This window comes from Amycolatopsis sp. lyj-90, assembly GCF_046549035.1.
In the GTDB taxonomy this organism is placed as follows: Bacteria; Actinomycetota; Actinomycetes; order Mycobacteriales; family Pseudonocardiaceae; genus Amycolatopsis.
Genome location: NZ_JAJPWP010000010.1, coordinates 98481 through 120721, shown reverse-complemented (window position 1 = coordinate 120721; position 22241 = coordinate 98481). Strand labels below are relative to the sequence as shown.

Annotated in this window: 28 protein-coding genes; 5 read left to right on the top strand and 23 right to left on the bottom strand. The window is 67.0% G+C overall.

Annotated features, from left to right (window positions below):
- Positions 1 to 47: 47 nt before the first annotated feature.
- The 16 genes from rpsQ to ACLJPX_RS33530 form a co-directional block, all read right to left on the bottom strand.
- Positions 48 to 326 (bottom strand): 30S ribosomal protein S17, encoded by a 279-nt coding sequence (rpsQ, locus tag ACLJPX_RS33605; RefSeq protein ID WP_101612170.1) that lies wholly within the window; start codon positions 324 to 326, stop codon positions 48 to 50.
- Positions 323 to 571: a 50S ribosomal protein L29 gene (gene rpmC, locus ACLJPX_RS33600; protein WP_076163005.1), complete on the bottom strand. Its 249-nt coding sequence runs from the start codon at positions 569 to 571 to the stop codon at positions 323 to 325. Before rpmC ends, rpsQ begins: the two co-directional genes overlap by 4 nt.
- Positions 571 to 990: a 50S ribosomal protein L16 gene (gene rplP / locus ACLJPX_RS33595; protein ID WP_004558864.1), complete on the bottom strand. Its 420-nt coding sequence runs from the start codon at positions 988 to 990 to the stop codon at positions 571 to 573. The genes rpmC and rplP overlap by 1 nt, the downstream gene beginning before the upstream one ends.
- Before the next feature lie 3 nt (positions 991 to 993).
- Positions 994 to 1845, bottom strand: coding sequence for a 30S ribosomal protein S3 (gene rpsC / locus ACLJPX_RS33590; RefSeq protein ID WP_101612169.1), 852 nt, complete (start codon positions 1843 to 1845; stop codon positions 994 to 996).
- Positions 1845 to 2261 carry a 50S ribosomal protein L22 gene (gene rplV, locus ACLJPX_RS33585; RefSeq protein WP_005166780.1) on the bottom strand — a complete coding sequence of 139 codons (417 nt, stop codon included), beginning with the start codon at positions 2259 to 2261 and terminating at the stop codon, positions 1845 to 1847. Before rplV ends, rpsC begins: the two co-directional genes overlap by 1 nt.
- 29 nt (positions 2262 to 2290) lie before the next feature.
- On the bottom strand, positions 2291 to 2572 hold the full coding sequence (rpsS, locus tag ACLJPX_RS33580; RefSeq protein WP_026468892.1) for a 30S ribosomal protein S19: 282 nt from the start codon (positions 2570 to 2572) through the stop codon (positions 2291 to 2293).
- Positions 2573 to 2590: 18 nt separating this feature from the next.
- Positions 2591 to 3424, bottom strand: a complete 834-nt coding sequence (rplB, locus tag ACLJPX_RS33575) for a 50S ribosomal protein L2 (protein ID WP_410604430.1) — start codon at positions 3422 to 3424, stop codon at positions 2591 to 2593.
- A 16-nt stretch (positions 3425 to 3440) separates the two neighbouring features.
- Complete coding sequence (rplW, locus tag ACLJPX_RS33570) at positions 3441 to 3752, bottom strand: 50S ribosomal protein L23 (RefSeq protein ID WP_101612167.1); 312 nt, start codon at positions 3750 to 3752, stop codon at positions 3441 to 3443.
- Positions 3749 to 4435, bottom strand: coding sequence for a 50S ribosomal protein L4 (gene rplD / locus ACLJPX_RS33565; protein ID WP_410604429.1), 687 nt, complete (start codon positions 4433 to 4435; stop codon positions 3749 to 3751). The genes rplW and rplD overlap by 4 nt, the downstream gene beginning before the upstream one ends.
- Positions 4436 to 4437: 2 nt before the next feature.
- Positions 4438 to 5088: a 50S ribosomal protein L3 gene (gene rplC, locus ACLJPX_RS33560; protein WP_061979959.1), complete on the bottom strand. Its 651-nt coding sequence runs from the start codon at positions 5086 to 5088 to the stop codon at positions 4438 to 4440.
- A 31-nt stretch (positions 5089 to 5119) separates the two neighbouring features.
- Positions 5120 to 5425 (bottom strand): 30S ribosomal protein S10, encoded by a 306-nt coding sequence (gene rpsJ / locus ACLJPX_RS33555; RefSeq protein ID WP_003102098.1) that lies wholly within the window; start codon positions 5423 to 5425, stop codon positions 5120 to 5122.
- Between the two features lie 394 nt (positions 5426 to 5819).
- Entirely contained in the window at positions 5820 to 7013 is a 1194-nt protein-coding gene (gene tuf, locus ACLJPX_RS33550) for an elongation factor Tu (protein WP_101612165.1), read from the bottom strand.
- Positions 7014 to 7140: 127 nt separating this feature from the next.
- Positions 7141 to 9240, bottom strand: coding sequence for an elongation factor G (fusA, locus tag ACLJPX_RS33545; RefSeq protein WP_101612164.1), 2100 nt, complete (start codon positions 9238 to 9240; stop codon positions 7141 to 7143).
- A gap of 63 nt (positions 9241 to 9303) precedes the next feature.
- Positions 9304 to 9774, bottom strand: coding sequence for a 30S ribosomal protein S7 (rpsG, locus tag ACLJPX_RS33540; RefSeq protein WP_005166770.1), 471 nt, complete (start codon positions 9772 to 9774; stop codon positions 9304 to 9306).
- Positions 9774 to 10148: a 30S ribosomal protein S12 gene (gene rpsL / locus ACLJPX_RS33535; protein WP_003102113.1), complete on the bottom strand. Its 375-nt coding sequence runs from the start codon at positions 10146 to 10148 to the stop codon at positions 9774 to 9776. The genes rpsG and rpsL overlap by 1 nt, the downstream gene beginning before the upstream one ends.
- A gap of 355 nt (positions 10149 to 10503) precedes the next feature.
- On the bottom strand, positions 10504 to 10650 hold the full coding sequence (locus ACLJPX_RS33530) for a hypothetical protein (RefSeq protein WP_020633314.1): 147 nt from the start codon (positions 10648 to 10650) through the stop codon (positions 10504 to 10506).
- A 178-nt stretch (positions 10651 to 10828) separates the two neighbouring features.
- Here ACLJPX_RS33530 and ACLJPX_RS33525 point away from each other — a divergent pair, with 178 nt between their 5' ends.
- From ACLJPX_RS33525 to ACLJPX_RS33510, 4 genes are read left to right on the top strand one after another with little or no spacing between them, the layout of a single operon-like run.
- Positions 10829 to 11413 (top strand): YbaB/EbfC family nucleoid-associated protein, encoded by a 585-nt coding sequence (locus ACLJPX_RS33525; RefSeq protein ID WP_410604428.1) that lies wholly within the window; start codon positions 10829 to 10831, stop codon positions 11411 to 11413.
- The gene (locus tag ACLJPX_RS33520; protein WP_410604427.1) at positions 11413 to 11751 is read left to right on the top strand and encodes a hypothetical protein; all 339 of its coding nucleotides are present in this window, start codon (positions 11413 to 11415) and stop codon (positions 11749 to 11751) included. Before ACLJPX_RS33525 ends, ACLJPX_RS33520 begins: the two co-directional genes overlap by 1 nt.
- A 13-nt stretch (positions 11752 to 11764) precedes the next feature.
- Positions 11765 to 12928, top strand: a complete 1164-nt coding sequence (locus ACLJPX_RS33515; protein WP_410604426.1) for a hypothetical protein — start codon at positions 11765 to 11767, stop codon at positions 12926 to 12928.
- 9 nt (positions 12929 to 12937) lie between these two features.
- A complete protein-coding gene (locus ACLJPX_RS33510) occupies positions 12938 to 14389 on the top strand; it encodes a hypothetical protein (RefSeq protein ID WP_410604425.1) in 1452 nt (483 codons plus the stop codon).
- On the opposite strand, the gene ACLJPX_RS33505 is transcribed toward ACLJPX_RS33510, so the two are convergent.
- From ACLJPX_RS33505 to ACLJPX_RS33480, 6 genes are all read right to left on the bottom strand, one after another.
- Entirely contained in the window at positions 14386 to 14886 is a 501-nt protein-coding gene (locus ACLJPX_RS33505) for a GNAT family N-acetyltransferase (RefSeq protein ID WP_410604424.1), read from the bottom strand. The genes ACLJPX_RS33510 and ACLJPX_RS33505 overlap by 4 nt on opposite strands.
- Positions 14887 to 15015: 129 nt before the next feature.
- Positions 15016 to 15507, bottom strand: coding sequence for an MmpS family transport accessory protein (locus ACLJPX_RS33500; RefSeq protein ID WP_410604423.1), 492 nt, complete (start codon positions 15505 to 15507; stop codon positions 15016 to 15018).
- 55 nt (positions 15508 to 15562) lie between these two features.
- Positions 15563 to 15796 carry a hypothetical protein gene (locus ACLJPX_RS33495; protein WP_410604422.1) on the bottom strand — a complete coding sequence of 78 codons (234 nt, stop codon included), beginning with the start codon at positions 15794 to 15796 and terminating at the stop codon, positions 15563 to 15565.
- A gap of 26 nt (positions 15797 to 15822) precedes the next feature.
- On the bottom strand, positions 15823 to 16056 hold the full coding sequence (locus ACLJPX_RS33490; protein WP_101612156.1) for a hypothetical protein: 234 nt from the start codon (positions 16054 to 16056) through the stop codon (positions 15823 to 15825).
- Positions 16057 to 16102: 46 nt separating this feature from the next.
- Positions 16103 to 17863: a hypothetical protein gene (locus ACLJPX_RS33485; protein ID WP_410604421.1), complete on the bottom strand. Its 1761-nt coding sequence runs from the start codon at positions 17861 to 17863 to the stop codon at positions 16103 to 16105.
- Between the two features lie 81 nt (positions 17864 to 17944).
- Complete coding sequence (locus tag ACLJPX_RS33480; RefSeq protein WP_410604608.1) at positions 17945 to 19744, bottom strand: hypothetical protein; 1800 nt, start codon at positions 19742 to 19744, stop codon at positions 17945 to 17947.
- Positions 19745 to 20326: 582 nt separating this feature from the next.
- Here ACLJPX_RS33480 and ACLJPX_RS33475 point away from each other — a divergent pair.
- Positions 20327 to 20821, top strand: a complete 495-nt coding sequence (locus tag ACLJPX_RS33475) for a M15 family metallopeptidase (RefSeq protein ID WP_410604420.1) — start codon at positions 20327 to 20329, stop codon at positions 20819 to 20821.
- Positions 20822 to 20894: 73 nt separating this feature from the next.
- On the opposite strand, the gene ACLJPX_RS33470 is transcribed toward ACLJPX_RS33475, so the two are convergent.
- Positions 20895 to 22016, bottom strand: coding sequence for a serine hydrolase domain-containing protein (locus ACLJPX_RS33470; protein WP_410604419.1), 1122 nt, complete (start codon positions 22014 to 22016; stop codon positions 20895 to 20897).
- Positions 22017 to 22241: the final 225 nt, after the last annotated feature.

Genomic DNA, 22241 nt, shown 5'->3' with positions numbered 1-22241 from the left:
TGCGAACGCGAGCCTTGCGGAACTAAGGGACTCAAAAAGAGCCCTACTTACTTGGCCTTCTCCACGATCTGCACCAGGCGCCAGCGCTTGGTCGCCGACAGCGGGCGGGTCTCCATCAAGGTGACCTTGTCGCCCGTCCCCGCCTCGTTGTTCTCGTCGTGCACCTTGACCTTCTTGGTGCTGCGGAGAACCTTGGCGTAACGACGGTGCTTCTTGCGGTCCTCGAGCTCGACCACGATCGTCTTGTTCATCTTGTCCGAGACGACATAGCCCTCACGGACCTTGCGGTCGTTGCGGCCGGCCGCCTCGGTGGGCTGCTCGCTCATGCGGCACCTTCACTCTCGGCGTCAGGGGAAACGGACAGGCCGAGTTCACGCTCGCGCATGACCGTGTAGATCCGCGCGATGTCCGTGCGGACGGTGCGCAGACGGCGGTTGTTGTCGAGCTGTCCGGTCGCCATCTGGAAGCGGAGGTTGAAGAGCTCCTCCTTGTATTCCTTCAGACGCAGGACAAGCTCTTCCGCGGTGAGCTCACGAAGCTCCGACGTCTGGGCGATACCAGCCTTCGCCATCAGAACTCACCACCTTCACGGGTAACGATGCGGCACTTCATGGGCAGCTTGTGGATCGCGCGACGGAGCGCCTCACGGGCGGTCTCCTCGTTCGGGAACGAGATCTCGAACATGACGCGGCCCGGCTTCACGTTGGCGATCCACCACTCGGGCGAACCCTTACCGGAACCCATGCGGGTTTCCGCCGGCTTCTTGGTCAGCGGGCGGTCCGGGTAGATGGTCGTCCACACCTTGCCGCCACGCTTGATGTGACGCGTCATGGCGATACGAGCGGACTCGATCTGCCTGTTGGTCACGTAGCTGTGCTCAAGCGCCTGGATGCCGTACTCGCCGAAGCTGACCTTCGTACCGCCCTTGGCGGCACCGTGGCGTTTCGGGGAGTGCTGCTTCCGGTGCTTGACCCTGCGCGGGATGAGCACGTGTCAGCCCTCCGTCTTTTCTGCAGTCTCAGCAGCCGGGGCCTCGGTGGCCGCGGGGGCGGTGTCGTCGCTCTTGGCGGCGGCAGCGGCCCGACCGGCTTCGGTCGAGGTCGGCGTCGTACCCGACGCACCGGAACGGCGCGGGCGGGTCGGGCGGTCACCACGGTCACGGCGCGGGGCGCGCTCGGCGGCCGCGGCGGCGTCGCGCGCCTCACGGGCCTTGAGTCCACCCACGAGCTCGCCCTTGTAGATCCACACCTTCACGCCGATGCGACCGAACGTCGTCTTGGCCTCGAAGAAGCCGTAGTCGATGTCGGCACGCAGCGTGTGCAGCGGGACGCGGCCATCGCGGTAGTGCTCGGAGCGGGACATCTCGGCACCGCCGAGACGACCGCCGCACTGCACGCGGATGCCCTTGACCTGCGGCGAACGCATGGAGGTCTGGATCGCCTTGCGCATCGCGCGGCGGAACGCCACACGGTTGCTCAGCTGCTCCGCGACACCCTGAGCGACGAGCTGGGCGTCGGCCTCGGGGTTCTTGACCTCGAGGATGTTCAGCTGGACCTGCTTGGCGGTCAGCTTCTCCAGCGCGCCGCGGATCCGGTCGGCTTCCGCACCACGACGGCCGATGACGATGCCCGGCCGGGCGGTGTGGATGTCGACGCGGACACGGTCACGGGTGCGCTCGATCTCGACCTTGGAGATCCCGGCGCGCTCCATGCCCGTGGACAGCAGCTTCCGGATCTTGACGTCCTCGGCCACGTACTCCGCGTACTGCTTGTCGGCGTACCAACGCGACTTCCAGTCCGTGGTGATACCCAGGCGGAAGCCGTGCGGGTTGATCTTCTGGCCCACTACCGGCCACCTGCCTTCTTCTTGCCCTGTGCCTTCTTGGCCTCGGCCTTGGGACGCGACTCCACCTCGACGGTGATGTGACTGGTCCGCTTGCGGATCCGGTACGCGCGGCCCTGGGCCCGCGGACGGATGCGCTTGAGGGTCGGGCCCTCGTCGGCGTAGGCGTTCTTGACCCAGAGGGTGTCCGGGTCGAGATCGAGGTTGTTCTCGGCGTTGGCCACGGCGCTGGCGAGCACCTTCGCGACCGGCTCGCTTGCCGCCTGCGGGGCGAACTGGAGCACGGCCAAGGCGTCGGCGGCGCTACGTCCCTTGATCAGCTCGATCACCCGGCGCACCTTGGTAGGTGAGTCCCGGACGAAGCGAGCCCGCGCGTAAGCCGTCGGCAATGCCTCGGCCACGTCGTTCTGGGCGTTCATCGCTAGCTTCCTTGTTCTCTCGTGCCCGCTCAGCGGCGGCGCGACTTGCGGTCGTCCTTGATGTGGCCCTTGAAGGTCCGAGTCGGGGCGAATTCGCCCAACTTGTGACCCACCATCGCCTCGGTGACGAACACCGGGACGTGCTTGCGACCGTCGTGCACCGCGATCGTGTGACCCAGGAAGTCCGGGATGATCGTGGAGCGTCGCGACCAGGTCTTGATGACGGTCTTCTTGCCCGACTCGTTGAGAACGTCCACCTTCTTGAGCAGGTGGTCGTCCACGAAGGGGCCCTTTTTGAGGCTACGTGGCATGTTCTTCTACCTCCCTGCTCAGCGCTTCTTGCCGGTACGCCGGCGGCGGACGATCATGGCGTCGGAGGCCTTGCGGCGGCGGGTGCGGCCTTCGGGCTTTCCGTTCGGGTTCACCGGGTGGCGACCACCGGAGGTCTTACCCTCACCACCACCGTGCGGGTGGTCGACCGGGTTCATGACGACACCACGGACGGTGGGGCGCTTGCCGCGCCAGCGGTTACGACCCGCCTTGCCCCAGTTGATGTTGGAGTGCTCGGAGTTGCCGACCTCGCCGATGGTGGCGCGGTTGCGCACGTCGACGTTCCGGATCTCGCCCGACGGGAGACGAAGCTGGGCGTAAGGCCCGTCCTTCGCCACCAGCTGCACCTTGGCACCGGCGGACCGCGCCATCTTCGCGCCGCCACCGGGGCGGAGCTCGATCGCGTGGATCACGGTGCCGACCGGGATGTTGCGCAGCGGCAGGTTGTTACCCGGCTTGATGTCGGCGCGGGGGCCGTTCTCAACCGTGTCACCCTGCTTGAGCTTCTCCGGGGCGATGATGTAGCGCTTCTCGCCGTCGGCGTAGTGCAGGAGCGCGATACGAGCGGACCGGTTGGGGTCGTACTCGATGTGCGCGACCTTGGCGGGAACGCCGTCCTTGTCGTTCCGGCGGAAGTCGATCAGCCGGTACGCACGCTTGTGGCCACCACCCTTGTGACGGGTGGTGATCTTGCCGCTGGAGTTACGGCCGCCGGTCTTGCTCAGCGGACGCAGCAGCGACTTCTCCGGGGTGGACCGAGTGATCTCGGCGAAGTCGGAGACGCTGGAACCGCGACGACCCGGGGTCGTCGGCTTGTACTTGCGGATGCCCATGTGTCAGCTCAGTCCTTTACGCGGTGGGTCCGCCGAAGATCTCGATCGGCTTGCTCTCAGCCGAAAGAGTCACGATGGCGCGCTTGGTGTCCTTGCGCTTGCCGAAGCCGGCGCGAGTCCGCTTACGCTTGCCCTGGCGGTTGAGGGTGTTGACACTGACCACCTTGACGCCGAACACCTTCTCGACCGCGATCTTGATCTGGGTCTTGTTGGCGTCCGGGCGAACCACGAACGTGTACTTGTGGTCTTCAAGCAGTCCGTAGGACTTCTCGGAGATCACCGGCGCGAGCAAGATGTCGCGGGGATCGGGGATGGCGATCGCACTCACTGCTCGTCACTCCCTTCAACCTCGCTCGACCGCGCGCTGGCCTTCGCGCCCTTGCCCCTGACGGGACCGGCGACGAACACGTCGTAAGCGGCCTTGGTGAACACCACGTCGTCGTTGACCAACACGTCGTAGGTGTTGAGCTGATCGGGCGTGATGATGTGGACCTCGGCCAGGTTCCGCAGCGAGTTCCAGCTCAGCTCGTCGTCGCGGTGCAGGACCACGAGAACGCGCTTGGCCTGGGTCACCGCGGCGATGACGGCCTTGGCGGATTTGGTGGACGGCTTCTCGCCGGTCACCAGTTCGGTGACGACGTGCAGCTGTCCGGCACGGGCCCGGTCGGAGAGGGCGCCACGGAGAGCGGCGGCCTTCATCTTCTTCGGGGTCCGCTGGGTGTAGTCACGCGGCGTGGGGCCGTGGACGACGCCACCACCGGTGAACTGCGGTGCCCGGGTCGAACCCTGGCGGGCGCGGCCGGTGCCCTTCTGACGGTACGGCTTCTTGCCACCACCGCGGACTTCACCGCGGGTCTTGGTGTCATGCGTGCCCTGGCGCGCGGCGGCCAGCTGGCCCACCACGACCTGGTGCATCAGGGGCACGTTGGCCTGCACGTCGAAGATCTCCGAGGGGAGGTCGACCGTGCCGTCGGCTTTACCGGCCGGGGTCTTCAGCTCGACGCTGCTCATCTTCAGTTACCACCCTTCGCGGCGCTGCGAACGAACAGCAGGCCGCCCTTGGGACCGGGCACGGCGCCCTTGATCAGCAGCAGGCCGTCTTCGGCACGCACCGCGTGCACGGTCAGGTTCTGCGTGGTGACCCGGTCGTTGCCCATCCGGCCCGCCATGCGCAGACCCTTGAAGACGCGACCCGGGGTGGCACAGCCACCGATCGAGCCGGGCTTGCGGTGCACGGCCTGGGCACCGTGGCTCGCGCCCTGGCCCTTGAAGCCGTGACGCTTCATGACACCGGCGTAGCCCTTGCCCTTGCTGGTACCGGTCACGTCGACCTCGATACCGGCCTCGAACACCTCGGCGGTGATCTCCTGGCCGACCTCGTAGGTCTCGGCGTCGGTGGTACGCAGCTCCGCAAGGAAACGACGCGGGGTCACGCTCGCCTTGTCGAAGTGGCCGGTGCGCGGCTTGTTCACCCGGCGCGGGTCGACCGCACCGAAAGCCAGCTGCACGGCCTTGTAGCCGTCGGTTTCCTGGGTCCGAACCTGGGTCACCACGTTCGGGCCGGCCTGCACGACGGTCACCGGGACGACCCGGTTGTTCTCGTCGAAGACCTGGGTCATGCCGAGCTTGGTGCCCAGGATGCCCTTCACTTGCCTGTCAGACATGAGTCTCTTACTCTCCGCCGCTCGCCAGCCGCTACTGGATGTTGACGTCGACGCTCGCCGGCAGGTCGATGCGCATGAGCGCGTCGACCGTCTTCGGCGTCGGGTCGAGGATGTCGATCAGACGCTTGTGCGTGCGCATCTCGAAGTGCTCGCGCGAGTCCTTGTACTTGTGCGGCGAGCGGATGACGCAGTAAACGTTCTTCTCGGTGGGCAGCGGCACCGGCCCGACAACACGGGCGCCGGTGCGCGTGACCGTCTCGACGATCTTGCGCGCCGAGGTGTCGATCGCCTCGTGGTCGTAGGCCTTGAGCCGGATGCGGATCTTCTGTCCCGCCATGGTGGCTGCGTTCCTTGTCGTCTCGTGCCGCTTTGTCTCTTCAAACCTCGGTCGTGCCTGAGGTTTTCCCAGTTCAACGGCCCTGTCTCCGGTCCACGCGGTCGGGCGTGTCGTGCCCGACGCACAGACGGATCCCGTGGGATCTTCGTCTTCCTGGTCTTCCTCATGTGAGGAGGCAGTGATCCGGCCGTGCCGTCTCAACCGCCGCGCCCGCTGGCCTCACCCGAAGGAAGAGCTCCACGGACCATGGCTACTCATACCAGGGCGGCCGGAACCCGTGTTCGGAAAGAACCGCGGATTCGGCCGCCCCAGGACGAGCAACCTGAATAGTGTCGCACACGTGATTTGACGCCCCTTACCCGGGGGTGTAATGCCCCCGGGCGGGGCGTCTAAATCACTTGGTGATCTTGGTGACCTGGCCGGCGCCGACGGTCCGTCCACCCTCACGGATGGCGAAACGCAGGCCCTCGTCCATGGCGATCGGCTGGATCAGCACGACGCTGATGTCCGTGTTGTCGCCCGGCATGACCATCTCGGTGCCCTCCTTGAGGGTCACCACGCCGGTCACGTCCGTCGTGCGGAAGTAGAACTGCGGGCGGTAGTTGTTGAAGAACGGGGTGTGACGACCACCCTCGTCCTTCGACAGGATGTAGACCGAGCCCTCGAACTCCGTGTGCGGGGTGGTGGTGCCCGGCTTCACGACGACCTGGCCGCGCTCGACGTCCTCGCGCTTGATGCCGCGGACCAGCAGACCGACGTTGTCGCCGGCCTCACCCTGGTCGAGCAGCTTGCGGAACATCTCGACACCGGTGACGGTGGTCTTGGTCGACTTCTCCTTGATGCCGACGATCTCGACCTCTTCGTTCACGTTGACGCGGCCACGCTCGATACGGCCGGTCACGACCGTGCCACGGCCGGTGATCGTGAAGACGTCTTCGATCGGCATCAGGAACGGCTTGTCGAGCTCACGCACCGGGTCCGGCACGTTCTCGTCGACGGCCGCCATGAGCTCGAGAACACTCTCGCCCCACTTGGCGTCGCCCTCGAGGGCCTTCAGGCCGGAGACCTTGACGACCGGAGCGTCGTCACCCGGGAAGTCCTGGGAGGACAGCAGCTCGCGGACCTCGAGCTCGACGAGCTCCAGGATCTCTTCGTCGTCGACCATGTCGGCCTTGTTCAGCGCGACCACGATGTAGGGCACGCCGACCTGCTTCGCGAGCAGCACGTGCTCACGGGTCTGCGGCATCGGGCCGTCGGTCGCCGCGACCACGAGGATCGCGCCGTCCATCTGCGCCGCACCGGTGATCATGTTCTTGATGTAGTCCGCGTGACCGGGGGCGTCCACGTGGGCGTAGTGACGCTTCTCGGTCTGGTACTCGACGTGCGAGATGTTGATCGTGATGCCGCGCTGCTTCTCTTCCGGCGCGTTGTCGATCTGGTCGAACGCCGACGCCGTGTTCAGCTCGGGGTACTTGTCGTGCAGAACCTTGGTGATCGCCGCGGTCAGAGTGGTCTTACCGTGGTCGACGTGACCGATGGTCCCGATGTTGACGTGCGGCTTGGTCCGCTCGAATTTCGCCTTCGCCACTGGAATGTCCTCCTGGACTGTTTTGCTTACTCACCGGCCGACGTGGCTGTCGTCGGACGGAGATTCGTTTCTCGGTGGGTGGTGCGGACGTTCAGGAGTTTTCCTTATGCCCGCGAGCGAGAGGGAACTACTCCCCTGTCGCCTTCGCGATGATTTCCTTCGCGACGTTCGCGGGAACCTCGGCGTAGGAGTCGAACACCATGGAGTAGTTGGCCCGCCCCTGGGTACGCGACCGCAGGTCACCGACGTAACCGAACATCTCCGACAGCGGGACCAGTGCCTTGACGACACGGGTACCGGCGCGCTCCTCCATGGCCTGGATCTGGCCACGGCGGGAGTTGAGGTCGCCGATCACATCGCCCATGTAGTCCTCGGGCGTGGTGACCTCGACGGCCATCAACGGCTCGAGGATGACCGGGTTGGCCTTCCGCGCGGCTTCCTTCATCGCGATGGAGCCGGCGATCTTGAAGGCCATTTCCGAAGAGTCGACCTCGTGGTACGCGCCGTCCAACAAGGTGAACTTCAACCCGACGAGCGGGTAGCCGGCCAGCACGCCGTACTGCATGGCGTCCTGCGCGCCCGCGTCGACCGACGGGATGTACTCCCGCGGCACGCGGCCACCGGTGACCTTGTTGGAGAACTCGTAGAGGGCACCGTCGGTGGACTCGAGCGGCTCGAGCTTGACGATGACCTTCGCGAACTGACCGGAACCACCGGTCTGCTTCTTGTGCACGTAGTCGAGCTTCTCGACCGTCTTGCGCACCGTCTCGCGGTAGGCGACCTGCGGCTTACCGATGTTCGCCTCGACCTTGTAGTCGGACTTCATCCGGTTCACCAGCACCTCGAGGTGCAGCTCGCCCATACCCGCGATGATCGTCTGGCCGGTGTCCTCGTCCAGGTTGACCTGGAACGTCGGGTCCTCTTCGGCCAGCTTCTGGATCGCCAGGGACAGCTTCTCCTGGTCGGCCTTGGTCTTGGGCTCGATCGCGACGCGGATGACCGGCGCCGGGAACGTCATCGACTCGAGGACGACCGGGTTCTGCGGGTCGGCGAGGGTGTCACCGGTGGTGGTGTCCTTCAGGCCGATGACCGCGTAGATGTGGCCCGCCTGGGCCTCCTCGACCGGGTTCTCCTTGTTGGAGTGCATCTGGAAGAGCTTCCCGATGCGCTCCTTGCGCTCCTTGGTGGCGTTGATCAGCTGCGCGCCGGAGGAGACCTTGCCCGAGTACACCCGGATGTAGGTCAGCTTGCCGAAGAACGGGTGCGCGGCGATCTTGAACGCCAGAGCGGCGAACGGTTCGTCGACGGACGGCTTCCGCAGCACCGGGGTCTCACCGTCGGGCAGCGTGCCCTCGACGGCGGGGACGTCCAGCGGCGACGGCAGGTAGTCGATGACCGCGTCGAGCATGGGCTGAACGCCCTTGTTCTTGAAGGCGGAACCGGTGAGCACCGGGTACGCCTCGCGGTTCACGGTGAGCTTGCGGATACCGGCCTTGAGCTCGGCTTCCGTCAGCTCCTCGCCCTCGAGGAACTTCTCCATCAGGGAGTCTTCGGTCTCGGCGATGGCCTCGACCAGCTTCTCCCGGTACTCGGCCGCCTTGTCGGCGAGCTCGGCCGGGATCTCCTCGACGGCGTAGTCCTCGCCCTTCTGGACCTCGCCGCGCCAGGTCAGCGCCTTCATGCGGACCAGGTCGATGACGCCTTCGAACTCGTTCTCGGCGCCGATCGGCAGCTGGATGACCAGCGGGCGGGCGCCGAGGCGCTCCTCGATGGTGCGGACGGTGAAGTAGAAGTCCGCGCCGAGCTTGTCCATCTTGTTGACGAAGCAGATACGAGGAACCTCGTACTTGTCCGCCTGACGCCAGACCTGCTCGGACTGCGGCTCGACACCTTCCTTGCCGTCGAACACGGCGACGGCACCATCGAGCACGCGGAGCGAACGCTCCACCTCGACGGTGAAGTCGACGTGACCCGGGGTGTCGATGATGTTGATCTGGTGATCGGCCCAGAAGGTGGTGGTGGCAGCCGAGGTGATGGTGATACCCCGCTTCTGCTCCTCCTCCATCCAGTCCATGGTGGCGGCGCCATCGTGGACTTCACCGATCTTGTAGTTGACCCCGGTGTAGAACAGGATCCGCTCGGTGGTGGTGGTCTTACCGGCGTCGATGTGGGCCATGATGCCGATGTTGCGGACCTGGTTCAGGTCGGTCAGCACTTCACGTGCCACGAGAGTGTTCCCCTGTCTCAAAATTGGGGCCCGGCAAGGCTTTGATCGGCAGCCGGGCGGTCATCACCAGCGGTAGTGCGCGAAGGCCTTGTTGGACTCGGCCATCTTGTGCGTGTCCTCGCGCCGCTTCACGCTGGCGCCGAGGCCGTTGCTCGCGTCGAGGAGCTCGTTCTGCAGGCGCTCGATCATGGTCTTCTCGCGGCGGGCCGCGGAGAAGGAGACCAGCCAACGCAGGGCGAGGGTGGTCGAACGGCCCGGCTTGACCTCGATCGGCACCTGGTAGGTGGCACCACCGACGCGGCGGCTCTTCACCTCGATGGTGGGCTTCACGTTGTCGAGGGCGCGCTTCAGCGTGACGACCGGGTCGGTGCCGGTCTTCTCGCGAGCTCCTTCGAGGGCGCCGTAAACGATGCGCTCGGCCAGGGACCGCTTGCCGTCCTTCAGCACCTTGTTCACCAGCTGGGTGACCAGCGGGGATGCGTAGACGGGGTCAGAGATCAGCGGCCGCTTCGGGGCCGGACCCTTGCGGGGCATTAGCTCTTCTCCTTCTTCGCGCCGTACCGGCTGCGCGCCTGCTTACGGTTCTTGACACCCTGGGTGTCGAGCGAACCGCGGATGATCTTGTAACGGACACCCGGAAGGTCCTTCACACGACCACCACGCACGAGCACCATCGAGTGCTCCTGCAGGTTGTGGCCCTCACCGGGAATGTAGGCGGTGACCTCGATGCCGCTGGTCAACTTCACACGAGCGACCTTGCGAAGCGCCGAGTTCGGCTTCTTGGGGGTTGTGGTGTACACGCGAGTGCACACGCCACGCCGCTGCGGGCTCCCCTTGAGGGCCGCGGTCTTCTGCTTGGCAGCCTTGTCCTGGCGGCCCTTACGGACCAGCTGCTGGATCGTGGGCAATGGACCAGCTTTCTGTTCGCGATCTTGCTACTACGTGTCTGTCTCCGGCCCCCGCGGTCGGGCGTGTCGGCCCGCGTCACGGTCTTTCGACCGGTAACTTCCCGTAGGGATTTTCCGTCGGATCCCGTGTTGGCGAAGCCTTGGAACCGGATGCCTGAGCACCCCGTTCATGCCGCACGGCACACGGGACGGCCCGACGCCTGCCGGGCACGGTCTCCAAAGATACCCGCCCACTGACAGGGCGACCAAATCGGGGGGTCGATAACTATATCGTGCCGGGCGTCACGCCGCGGCCACCCTGATGGAACGGCGTTTCGGGCCGTTTAATTCCTCGTCGGCCCCTACGGCAGAGGGCTCATTCCTCGTCGGGCTTGGCGTGATCCGCCCGGCCCGGATGCGGATCCCGGTTGAGGTCGATCAACGGATGCACGGGAGCCCCCTCCGGCGCCGCGTGACTCCCCCGCCGGGGTTCCTCGGTGCTTTCCTGCTGCTCGGCGTCCACGACGCCCTCCCCTCACTGTGCTGATACCGCCTTACTCGGCGAACCACGCTACCTATTCCCCTGACGGGTGAGCCGGATGGATCCGGAAAGCACACCAGCGCGTCCAAGCGGTGAATGGGTCACGATGACACCGGTCACAGTGATGACCGGTTGACGCAGCGCAAGCACGGGAGGGTCCATGTCGGCCGAGTTCGAACAGCTGGTCGCGGAATTCGAGAAGTTCCAGTCCAAGATCAAGAAGGCCGAAACGCAGTTCGCGAAGGTCGGCGAAATGCAGGCGGAACTGGCGGAACTGGAGTCGGTGGCGGCGTCGCCGGACCGTTCGGTCACCGTCGTCGCGGGGCCGGGCGGGTCGGTCAAGGACATTCGCCTGAGCCCGGAAGCCCTTAGGCAGCAACCACAACAGCTCGCCGCCGCCATTCTGTCCACTTTGCACACCGCGGTGGCCGACGCGGCGCGGAAGCAGGCGGGGATCGTCGACGAGCAGTTCGGCGGGACCTTCCATCTGAACGTCGAAGAACAGGTACTCGAAGCCCAAGCGGAAGCTTTGGGAACCACAGCCGCCGATCTGCGGTCTCAGATGTCGGAGGAGCCACCACCGGAGGCCGCCCGCCCCGCCCGCCGCCCTCGGAACGAGGACGACTTCAGCGAGGAGACGGTGCTCCGGCGGTCGGACGAAGCGACTCCCGGCCAGCCGCCGGCGGGCGGGAACTCGGCCGGTGACCAGTTCCTCAAGAACCTGTTCGACGAGGAGGACCACTGATGACCGGACCAGGCGCCGGCGGGCACGCGGTCAAGACGCAGGCCTTGACCGACTACGCGAACAACCTCGGTTACTACAAGGACGAGGCGGGCAAGTTCGGCGGCCTCGTCGACCAGGCCGACGTCACGGACAAGTCGTGGGGCCTGATCGGCCTCGCGGTGAAGCAGACCTACACGGGCAAGCTCGCCGATCTGCGTGAACTGCTCGAACTGATGAAGACCGGGGTCGATGCCTTCTCCGGGAAGCTCAACCAGGCGGCGTCGATCTACAACGGCTTCGAAACCGACGCGACGATCACCCTGGGGAAGTACGAAGCCAAGATCGACGGACCGAAGTGAGCTGGGAGACGGCATGACCGACGAGAAGGCGAGCATCGCCGGCGGCGTCAAGATCACGGGTGACGACAGTTTCGGCAAGAACGCGCTCGACGCGGCGAAGAAGGTGCCGGTCGCGGGTAAGGGCGTCACCACCGTGGCCAACGCCTACGAGAAGTTCAGCACCGCGCAGGGCCCCGGCGACCTCGCGGCCGCGGGCGGGCAGCTGGTGCAGGACGGCGCCGGGTTCATCGCGGGCGCGGGCGCGGACCTCGCGAGTTTCGTGCTCGACCCGGTCGGCTGGCTGGTCAGCAACGGCCTGAACATCCTGATCGAGCTGATCCAGCCGCTGCAGGACGCGCTGCACTTCGTCACGGGGGACGGTCCGGCACTCAAGACCGCGGCGGGCAACTTCGGCAACATCGCCAAGGGTTTCGTCACGCTGGCCGACGACTTCGTCAAGACCGGCGACGAGTCGCTGAAGGAGTGGGTGGGCGACGCGGGCGACGCCGCTCGCAACGCGCTCGGCGACTTCGCCGTCGGCATCAAGGGCATCGGCAACAGCGCCGGCACGGTGGCCGAGACGTTGCAGATGTGGTCGATGGTGATGACCGTCATCGAAGAGGTCGTCAAATCGATCATCTCCGAGCTGGTCACCTGGGCGATCTACATCTGGCTGCCCGCGCTGGCCGCGTCCATCGTCAGCCTCGGCTCCTCGGTGGCCGCCGCGATGACCGCGACGATCGCCAAGGCCGCGAGCGCGATGGGCAAGATCACCAAGCACCTCGGGAAGCTCGGCAAGCTGCTCGACAAGTTCATGGGCTTCATGCTCAAGTGGACCGATGACCTGGTCAAACAGGGTTCGAAGCTGACGAGGGCAGGCAAGATCGGGATGACGCCCGGTCAGGAGAAGTCGATCGTCGGCGCGATCGCCAAGGGCTCCAAGACGCAGCTGGGCACGTTCGGCGATGCCGCGGCGGACGTCCTCAAGGGCGTGCCGAACCAGGCGATCAAGCAGGTGGTCGGGGTCAACCCGGCCGACATCTCGAAGGGGTCGGCGTACGCGGGCAAGGCCGGCTTCGACTTCGTGAACAAGACCATCGACAACTCGAGGACCACCATCGCCGGACAGGAGTACGGCCGCACCGGCGGGCATCACAGCGAAGAGGAGACCCGCGAGAACCTCGACATGGACCAGTAGGGTCGCCCGATGGACGATCAGGCCGGGCCGTGGCTCGTCGCCGGTGGGTACGCCCTGGCTCTGACGCTGCTGTTGCTCGGCGGGCGGTTCGACGGACGGCGGCCGACCGCCGCGGCGGTCAGCTACGCGCTCTGCGGGATCCTCGTCTCCGAGACGTCGCTGTACTGGCTCTCGGCGGGATCCGGCAGCTCGGTGCCCGGCTGGCTGTGGTTCGCGTTCCCGCTCGTCATCGCGGCGCTAGCGGCGTGGCGTGGCTACCGGCAGAAGACGTGGATCCGCAGGCTCGACGGGTCCGGCGAGCCGAGTTTCGGCGTCCTCCCCCAGCGCGGCATCGCCGTCACCCACGCGTCCCCCGAGTCCGTGGTGACGGCGGTCGAGTTCGAGCACAACGGGCATCGGCTGCTGGGGGTCGAGTACCGGCTCGGTGGTTCGGAAGGCTTCCCGGAGCTGGCCAGGACAGCTGACCTGATGGACGGGACGTACGCCCTGATCCAGCTTCGGACGCCCGCCGTGCCGTCGGTCGTCATCACGCCCAATACGGGTGCTTTCGAGCCGGAGCGGTTCACACCGCTGGAGGACGCCCGCATCACGCGGAACACCGTCGGGGCGCCGAAGCCGGATGCGCTGCTGCAACGGTTCGAGACCGGCACGGAGTTCGACCGCCGGTTCACCGTGACGACGTCCGATCCGGAGTTCGCGCGCACGCTGCTCACCTCGGCTTTCCGTGAACTGCTGGACGGCGATCCGTGGTTCCGGGTCCGCGAAGTGGCTTTCCACGGCGGCTCGCTGTGGGTCGCCGAGGCCGGGACGCTGACCGAAGAAATGATGTTCGCCGACTCCCGCCGTCTCGCTGTCCTGGCGTCCACAGTGGATTGGCAGGATGCGGACTTCCGTGCCGTCGCAGCGGCTTCCGACACGAGCGACGCCGGATGGCTCGGCGGACGGCGAGGTCCGCTCGCCGGGCTCCGCGGTCCGCTCAACCGGCGACGGGAAGCGGCCGGCCGTCAGCCGCTGTCCTCACTGTCGCTGGTGGCGCGTTCGGTCGTCGCGCTCGCTCTGGTGCTGCCGGGGCTGGCGCTCGCGGTGAACTCGCTGACCGCGTTGACCGGGCTCGCTCCCGAGGCGCGGCTCACCGTCACCGCGACGCTGCGGGCGGAGGCGGGCACGTCGAGCTGCACCAGCTGTGGCAACAGCAACCTGGTGGACGGCACCTACGAACTCGACGGCGAAACGCACGAGGTCAAGGACCTGTGGTGGATGTCGTTCGGGACGTTTCCGGAGCGGGGTGACGTCGTCGACATCGCCGTGACGCCGCTGTGGTGGCATCCGCTGATCGAAGGCAAGGACACGGGCGTCTTCCTGCTGCTGATCGGCCTGACCCCCGTCCTCGCCGGCTCCCTCCTCGCGAAGGCGACCTACGCCCCGCGCCCGCGCCGGTCCACGTCGCGTTTAGCGGGCTAAACGCGATCCGACAAAGCCTGGACCAGGGGCTTCGCGAAGTAGTAGTGGGCGTAGGGGTCGTCGTTGAAGGGCTCGACCTCGTCGTAGCCGAGGCGTGTGTACAAGGCCCTCGCCTCGACGAGGTCGCTGCGGGTGTCCAGGCGGATCGTCGTGGCCCCCAGGCCGCGGGCGACGTCCTCGGCGGCGGCCACGAGCAGCGACGCACCGCCCTTGCCGCGCTCGGACCGCCGGAGGAAGACTCGCTTGAGTTCGGTGATCTCGGGCGTCATGACCCGGAGTCCGGCGCAGCCGGCGAGCACCCCGTCGCGCCACGCGAGGAGGAAGGCACCGGTCGGCGGGACCATGTCCCGGCTGTGGTTCTTCTCGAGCAGGTCGTCGAGCTCTTCCTCACCGACCTGGCGCTCGTAGTAGCGGGACGCGATCTCGTCCAGGTACTCGCGCAGCAGCTGGGCGGCGTCCGGGTGATCGACGGGGGTGACTTCGAAGGTCCAGCTCATGCCCCCATTCTGCCCAACCCGGCCACCGATTTTCCCCGGCCACCGGATCGCGATTAGGGGGCTGAAGTCGCCGCGCGAGGCCGGGCCCCGGATCGCACTTTGCCCGCTAAAGTCGCCGCGCGGCGCTGGTCAGGAGGGGGCGAGGCGGCCGGCGCAGGTGGCGACCTCACCGGGCGTGGACTTCTCCGACGTGACGACGGCGCCGCCCACGGCGACCCGGCATTCGACGGTGCCCTCGCCCTGCCCCATCAGCTGGACGGTCGGCGGCGTACCGGTGTTCTTCCACGTGAGCTCCTTGCGCCACGGCAGTGTCACCTGCAACTCCTGGTGCACCAGCCCCAGCCCGTTCGAGTCGTAGACCACGGTCGCGGTCCCCGTCCCGACGAGCTCGTAGGCGATCTGCCAGTCGTTCGACACCGGCTGCGGCTGCGCCTGGCTCAGCGTCCGGGTGATCGTGCGGTCCGGCTCCCGCGACGGCGCGGCGCCGGTCGGCTCCCCGACGACGGCCACGCCCTCGGCCTGCGGTTCCTCACCGCCGTTGAGCAGCACCACACAGGTCGCGAGCGCGGCCACCACGATGCCCGCGATGGCGATGCGCCCGATCAGTTGTCTGTCGGCCATCGGTTCTCCTCACCGAAAGCGGCGGCGCGGCCCGAGAGCCGCGCCGCCACGGAAGTCAGGACGGCAGCAGCCGGCCGGGGACGCCGTTGAGGGACTGGATGAGGCCCAGCACCGGGACGCCGAGCGGCGCGAACGTCCAGATGTTGTTGAGGTCGCTCGTGTCGGGTTCGTCGACGACGACGACATCGCTCGGGGCCGCCTGCACGGCGAGGGCCGGAGCGGCCGAGCCGAGCACGACGAGGCCGGCGAGCGCCACGCCGGTGACCGCGCGGACGAGGGTCTTCTTCATGAGATTCTCCTTTGCTGGTAACGGTTTTACGAAATCGGCGTGATGATCCCGTAGATCGGGGCGAGCAGATCGGTGGGCACGGGGACGCCTGCGCCGAGCAAGCCGCCGAGGTCGAGGCCGGGGATCAGCCACACCGCGGGGTTGCCGCCACCGGTCGGCAGACCCGGCAGCGGGTCGGCCGAGGCGACCCCGCCGGCGAGTCCGGACAGCGCGCCCGCGACGGCGAGCGGCAGCAGCACACGGGCCGCGATTCGCTTCATCTCTTCTCCCTTTTTCCTTACCGCTGCTGGAATCGAGCGGAATCCTTCATCGCAGTACCGAGCTGATCGGCACGATCGTGCCGTCGGGGATCCATTGCCCCGCGTAGTTCCGGTCGGCGATCATCCCGACGGCGTGCGGTTCGCCCGGGTACATCGGCATGGCGTTGACCTGTGCCGCCGCGAAGATCTGGACGTCGCCGTTCAGCGACTTCCACTGGTCGCCCAGCCAGTTCCGGAATCCGCCGAGCGTCGGGCTTTCGCCACCGAAGGCGTTGCCCGCGGCGACGGCGAAGCTCACGGCGACCTGCTCGCGCGGGTCGAACCTCAGCGGGAGCGAGGAACTCGCGACGGAGTTGACGATCGGCCCGTTGAGCAGCCAGGGTGCCAGGTACAGGCCGTACTGGTGGGTCGGCTTGAGCCGCTGGGACTCGGCCGCGCGCGTCATCGCCGTGTAGCCGCCCGCCCAGCCGGACACCACGACCAGCGCGGTGTTCGGGCCCGCCTCGGCCTGCACCGGGAGCCCGGAGCGCGCGGCGGTCTCACGGACCAGCTTCGCGGCCGCCACACTGCGCGGCGAAGTGTCCTCGACGAGGGTGAGCGCGGATGGCTTGCGCGCGGCGAGGAACTCGACGAGTTTGACGAGCGAACCGCTGTCCTCGCCCGAAAGCGCGTCCGCGGGACACGAGGCGAGGACTTCGCGGCGGTCGGCGATCAGGCCGCCCAGCGCGGCCGAAGCGCACTCGGGCGCGTCCGCCTCCACGATGGTGGGTCCTTCTTCTTCGCCCGCGTCGACCTCGATCGTCGTCTTCTCCCCGCCGCGGCTGATGATCAGCTCACTGCGGCCCTTCGGCAGGTCGACTTCGGCCCAGGTGCCCTCGGCGCCGGGACGCACGATGGCCTTGCCGATCAGGCCGCCTTCGATTCCGGCGGACAGCTCGTCCCCCGCGCTCGCGGGGAAATGGACGAGGTTCCTGCCCGGCCGCTGCGGGCTCACCAGCACCGGGAACTGACGCTCGCCGGCGGACGCCTCGGTGAGCAGAGCGACGCCGGGAATCGGCAGGGCGGCCGGTTTCGGGATGGCCGCGAGGGCGCTCCACGCGACGAAACCGATGGCCACGGCGGCCGCGCCGAAGCGGTAAGCACGCGTGGATTCCTTACCGGAGAGGAAGAATCCGGCGACAACGGTGGCGACAACCGGAAGCACGGCGATCACCAGCAACGTGACACCGAAGAGCGTTTCGTAGATCCGGCGGTCCAAGCCGAGTCCCGAGGAGAACAGCTGGACCGCACCCGCGACGACGAGAAGTCCGCCCAATGTCAGGGAAAGCGGGCCGAGCCGGAAGTTCGTCTGTCGCCACTGGTCGGCGGGCACCCACCCGGAGAGAACGGTGACGCCGAACCACAAGGCCGCCGCGGCGACGTAAACGGTGTCGATGGCGAATTCGACGCCCGTCCGCCCCAGCGAGGTTTCGAGCACCACCAGCGCGGCGAGCGCGAGGGAGGCCCAGCGGCCGGCGGACGGCCACCGGACGAGGACCGGGATGGCCAGCGCGAGCACGAGATGCACGATCAGCGCGATGACGTTGACGTCGGTCGCGAAGGCGGAAACCGCCGCGAGGACCGCGGAAACCCCGCCGAGCACGGCGATGGTGAGGTTCAGGCGCTTCGGCAGTTCGCCCACGAGCGGGCGCAGAATCCCGGTACCGGCGAGGAAAGCGGTCGCCAGCAGGAGGCCGAGCCGAAGCAGGACGAGGGCGATGTCGACTCCGGCGGAACCCGAACTCGCCGGTATGACGTGGTGATCCATGGGGACCTTCTCCGAACATGTCGGCGGGGTCGTGGGTGGCGGGGTGTGCCCACCACCCACGACCTTCCGCGCCGAGCAGGGTTACTTGAGATCCGCGTCAGCCACGACGAAGAGTTCCGAGTGCGGCTTGGCGTTGCCGAAGGACCCGTGCGGCCAGGTCTTCCGGTTGAAGTTGATCCCGACCTGTCCGGTGAACTCGTCCCGGAAGTTCTGGTCGACCGCGAGCTTCCCGTCCTGGGCGAGGTTCAGCAGGTTGACCTTGTGGTCACCGTCCAAACCGGACCGTGCGACGAAGTAGTTCGACACCGCGAGGTGCTGCGGCTTGTCGGTCTCGCGGTAGAAGCCGTCTTCACCGAGCACGAAGTTGTCGTACGCGCCCCAGTGCGGTCCGCCACCCGAGGTACCCGGGTTGATCGCGGCCGCGCCGACGACGGTCGGCAGGTCGCCGCCACCGCCCTGCTGGGACTTTTCCTTCGTGTCGATCCGGCCGTTGATGTTCTCGACCTTGTCGCCCGCGGCGAGCAGCTTCTGGATGTCGAGGATGTAGACACCACCGGTGGTGCCGGGGTCGTCCGGGCCGAGCGCGCCTTTGGACCGTCCGGTGATCGCGCGGTAGAGGTACTTGTCGTCGGGGCTGGTCTGGATCCAGCCGCCGTTCGACCCGCCGCCGTTGGAATCGTTGTTCGGGTGGATCGCCTTGTTCGCGGCGCCGTCGTCGAACACCTGGATCCAGTGCGGCTCCTTGGCGGTGATGTCCGGCGTGTAGAACACCGCGCCGCCCTGCATGGTCTGGGCGAACGCGCCCTTGTGACCGGGCAGGTTGGTCACCGTGGTCTCCATGACCGCGCGGCTTTCGGCGTGCAGCGGGTCCGCGGGATCGGCGCGCGGGCCGTCCGGCAGGTACGAAACCGCCTTGAGCTTCGGCTTGTTGCGGTCGGAGATGTCCCACGTGCGGACGGTCGGCCGCCGCAGGTACGGCGACGGCTGCTTCACCGGGTCGAGAATGATGTTGCGCGGCTCGGCGTAGTCACTGGTGACCAGGGTGTTGAGGTCCTCGCGCGCCTGGATGCCGTGCGGGTTGGCGCAGGTCGGCTTGTCCAGCTGCGGGAGGTTGTCGCACAGCTTCTTGTTGTCGCCCTGCGGCGTGGCCGCCGGGGACTCGGAGAGCACCTGTGCGTTCTGGTCGAAGCGGACGACCTCGCCGGGGCTGCCGGCGAAACCGTTGCCCACCACGGTGGAACCGTTGGCGTAGGTGTGCGGTCCGGGCACGACCGGGCCGCCCATGTACGTGCCGTAAGCGGTGCCGTCCTTGAGCACCCAGTACGCGTCCGGCACGGAACCGCCGAGGGTCTGGGTCGGGAGGCTGACGCCCTTGAGCTTCAGTTGCGGCAACGCGGAGACGTCGAAGGCGTACGTCGCGGCGGCGAACAGCGCGCCGGCGTAGATCGTGTCGCCCTTGTGCCACACGTACTGCATGTGGTGCGGCTCGTTCTCGACGAGCGGTCCGACGGTGGCGGTGTTGACGACCTTGCCGTAAGTCGGCGAGCCCTGCGTCGCGTCGATCACGGCGAGGAAGTCCGGGCCAGGCAGCGCGTTCTTGATCTTGTTCAGGCCGCCGCCGAGTGAACCCGGCAGGTTCTTGATGTCCTTGACCAGGGTGTCGGCGATGTTCTCGTCACCGGCCCAGACCAGCAGCCACTTCTTGCGCTGGCCGTCGGCACTCCGGGACGCCGCGACGTCCTTGGACACCAGGTGGTTCTGGACCCAGTACTCCTTGCCGTCGGCCGCCTTCTTCGCGTCCTTGACGACCTGGACGTCGGCGTACGCGCTCGTCGTGGAACCGGTATAGGTCACCGTGCCCACGGCGAGCGCCGCCGCCATGGCGCCAATCACCACTTTTCGCCACTTGGGCGAGTTGGATAGCATTCTTTCTCCCTGTTTTCGCTACCGAAGCGCCAGACAATTGGCACACCTCTCCCCTCATTTCGCGCAGGCGTCACCGACACGGATCAGGGGAAAGCAATCAACCGCCGGTTCAAGCAGGGAACCGTTGCGGCACAGCGGAAAGCGTCAGCGCACGAAGAACGGGCGCATCCGTTTCGGATACGCGAATTCATTGACGACGCGACGAGCCGGAATAGGTCAGGAATCCATACACAGCGCGCTTGCTTGCTGCCGCAAGTCAACGTGCCGGCGCCACACCAAGGCGACTGGGGATTGCATGGGCGAAATACTCGTGTGAAGCCGCCCGAGTGTCAATCTCGTGATCAAAGAATGGGACATGCCACGGTCGAGTGAATTTCCCACGATGCGGATGCGTCATTAGGCCGAACGGGTGGCGATATTCCGAGTACTGGGAATTAGACCACTTGGCGGCACTACTACAGGTCACAACGGCCCAGTAACCTGCGTCCGGCGAACACTGGTCCGTTACGAGTTCGTTATGCAATCCGGGGAACTCTGGTGGATCCGCAGGTCCACGAGGCCCTCGGAGGCTCGCCGACGATCCTGCACGAGATCCGGTACCGCGGGCAGCACAACTTCGTCGGCCGGAAGATCGACGGGTACATCGCGGAGAAGTCCGGGCACAGCCGCGGGAGCACGGTGGACCTGACGATCGTGAAGCTGCCGCCTCTGCCGCAGCGCTCCTTTCGGCCGGGCGAGGCGCTGAAGCCCTGCTTCGCGCCGGACCGGTTCCCGGACAACATGGTCGACATGGGGACCGGGTACGACTGCTTCGACACGCTCTCGCACACCGACGATCCGCGGGTCACCGGCGAGGCCCGGACGAACCGGCAACTGCTCAAGGGCACGCTCGCGGCGGCCGGGTTCCGGAACCTCGCCGAGGAGTGGTGGCACTACACGTTCAACAGGGAGCCCTTCCCGGACACCTACTTCGACTTCCCCGTCTCCCGGCACTCCCTGACCTGCGCTTCTCCCGCCCCGGATCGCGTTTAGCCCGCTAAACGCAGCTCACGCTCCCCCGCCGGCCGGATCGCGATTAGGGGGCTAAACGCAAGTCGGTGGTGGGTCAGGCAGGGCCGCGGAGGGCTTGCAGCTTGAGGGCGGCCAGGGCGTCGTCGATGGGGTGCGGCGTTCCCTCGGTGCCCGGCTTGGCCCACCTCGCCAGGTTCATCGCGGCGGAGAACTGCCGCCCGCCGTCGGGGCGGGTCCAGGCCATCGTCAAGGCTCCCCAGACCGTGCCGTCGTGGCCCCAGAAGGTGCCGTGACCGGGGATCTCGGTCTTGTACAGGCCGAGGCCGTAGTCGAGCAGCCGCCCGTCCTGCGCGATGACCGGGACCGTGCGCTGCATCTGCGCCAGCGATGACGGGCTGACGATCTCGCCGCCGAGCAGCTTGCCGTAGAAGCAGTTGAGATCCTCGACGGTCGAGATCAGGCCCGCGCCGGTCATCACCCAGGACATCTCGTAGACGCTGTAGTCCCGCGGCGGATCGATCGTCCCGAACATCGCCTCGTAGATCCGCGAATGTGGCTCCTCGATCCTCGGACCGACGGGAAACCCGGTGTGCGCGAGACCCGCCGGCTCGATGACGGAGCGAGCGATGTGCTTCTCGACCGGGGCGCCGGTCACGTGCTCCAGGAGCTCACCCAGGAGCAGGTAGTTCGTGTTGGAGTACACCCCGGGAGTGCTTCCCGGCTCGCCGGTGGCGGGCGCGCCGACGCCCATCTCGATCAGCTCGGCCGGGCGGAACTGCCGGAACCGGTTGTCGTCGAGGCTCCCGGGAGCGAGTTCCTTGAGCGACGGGAACGCGTACGGCAGGTACTCGGCGAGGCCGCTGGTGTGGTTGAGCAGCATGCGGACCGTGATCCGGCGCCCGCGCTCACCGGGGACCAGTCGTGGCAGGTAGTCACCGATCGGCGCGTCGAGCCCGATCCGCCCGCTCTCGACTTCCAGCAGAACCGCGGCGGAGACGAAGGTCTTGGTGATGCTGCCGACTCGCTGCCGCATACCGGTCTCGACGGGACGGCCGGTTTCGAGGTCTGCGACTCCGGAGGCGCCGCGCCAGACCTGCTCGCCCGCGCGTACTTCGGCGAACACACCCGGCACGCCCGCCCGGTGGACACCGTCCAAAGCGGACCGCAGCTCCGCGGGGTCGAGGCCCGTGTTCTTGTCTGTCGCTAGAGGTTCCATATCGACCATCCTGTCGATCGGCACCCCCGGGATCGCCCGCCATCCGTCGCGCATCCAGGCGGATACCGCACCGATCGTCGCCCTGCCGCCGGATCGCGATTAGCCCGCTAAACGCAAGTCGCGCTCCCCCGCTACCGGATCGCGATTAGGGGGCTAAACGCACGTCGTGCGGGAGCGGAGCGGGGGAAAGCAAAGCGCCCCCGGCCGGAGGCCAGGGGCGCTTTG

Bases quoted from the DNA above. Each gene is read 5' to 3' on its own strand.
- ACLJPX_RS33515 (WP_410604426.1), top strand. From the start codon at position 11,765: ATGACCGACGAGAAGGCGAGCATCGCCGGCGGCGTCAAGATCACGGGT.
- ACLJPX_RS33485 (WP_410604421.1), bottom strand. From the start codon at position 17,863: ATGGATCACCACGTCATACCGGCGAGTTCGGGTTCCGCCGGAGTCGAC.
- ACLJPX_RS33525 (WP_410604428.1), top strand. From the start codon at position 10,829: ATGTCGGCCGAGTTCGAACAGCTGGTCGCGGAATTCGAGAAGTTCCAG.
- ACLJPX_RS33520 (WP_410604427.1), top strand. From the start codon at position 11,413: ATGACCGGACCAGGCGCCGGCGGGCACGCGGTCAAGACGCAGGCCTTG.
- rpsS (WP_026468892.1), bottom strand. From the start codon at position 2,572: ATGCCACGTAGCCTCAAAAAGGGCCCCTTCGTGGACGACCACCTGCTC.
- ACLJPX_RS33505 (WP_410604424.1), bottom strand. From the start codon at position 14,886: ATGAGCTGGACCTTCGAAGTCACCCCCGTCGATCACCCGGACGCCGCC.
- rplV (WP_005166780.1), bottom strand. From the start codon at position 2,261: ATGAACGCCCAGAACGACGTGGCCGAGGCATTGCCGACGGCTTACGCG.
- rpsJ (WP_003102098.1), bottom strand. From the start codon at position 5,425: ATGGCGGGACAGAAGATCCGCATCCGGCTCAAGGCCTACGACCACGAG.
- rpsQ (WP_101612170.1), bottom strand. From the start codon at position 326: ATGAGCGAGCAGCCCACCGAGGCGGCCGGCCGCAACGACCGCAAGGTC.
- rpmC (WP_076163005.1), bottom strand. From the start codon at position 571: ATGGCGAAGGCTGGTATCGCCCAGACGTCGGAGCTTCGTGAGCTCACC.
- ACLJPX_RS33500 (WP_410604423.1), bottom strand. From the start codon at position 15,507: ATGGCCGACAGACAACTGATCGGGCGCATCGCCATCGCGGGCATCGTG.
- ACLJPX_RS33495 (WP_410604422.1), bottom strand. From the start codon at position 15,796: ATGAAGAAGACCCTCGTCCGCGCGGTCACCGGCGTGGCGCTCGCCGGC.
- rplC (WP_061979959.1), bottom strand. From the start codon at position 5,088: ATGTCTGACAGGCAAGTGAAGGGCATCCTGGGCACCAAGCTCGGCATG.
- ACLJPX_RS33470 (WP_410604419.1), bottom strand. From the start codon at position 22,016: ATGGAACCTCTAGCGACAGACAAGAACACGGGCCTCGACCCCGCGGAG.
- rplD (WP_410604429.1), bottom strand. From the start codon at position 4,435: ATGAGCAGCGTCGAGCTGAAGACCCCGGCCGGTAAAGCCGACGGCACG.
- ACLJPX_RS33480 (WP_410604608.1), bottom strand. From the start codon at position 19,744: ATGGCGGCGGCGCTCGCCGTGGGCACGGTGACCTATACCGGTTCCACG.
- ACLJPX_RS33490 (WP_101612156.1), bottom strand. From the start codon at position 16,056: ATGAAGCGAATCGCGGCCCGTGTGCTGCTGCCGCTCGCCGTCGCGGGC.
- rplB (WP_410604430.1), bottom strand. From the start codon at position 3,424: ATGGGCATCCGCAAGTACAAGCCGACGACCCCGGGTCGTCGCGGTTCC.
- ACLJPX_RS33510 (WP_410604425.1), top strand. From the start codon at position 12,938: ATGGACGATCAGGCCGGGCCGTGGCTCGTCGCCGGTGGGTACGCCCTG.
- rpsG (WP_005166770.1), bottom strand. From the start codon at position 9,774: ATGCCCCGCAAGGGTCCGGCCCCGAAGCGGCCGCTGATCTCTGACCCC.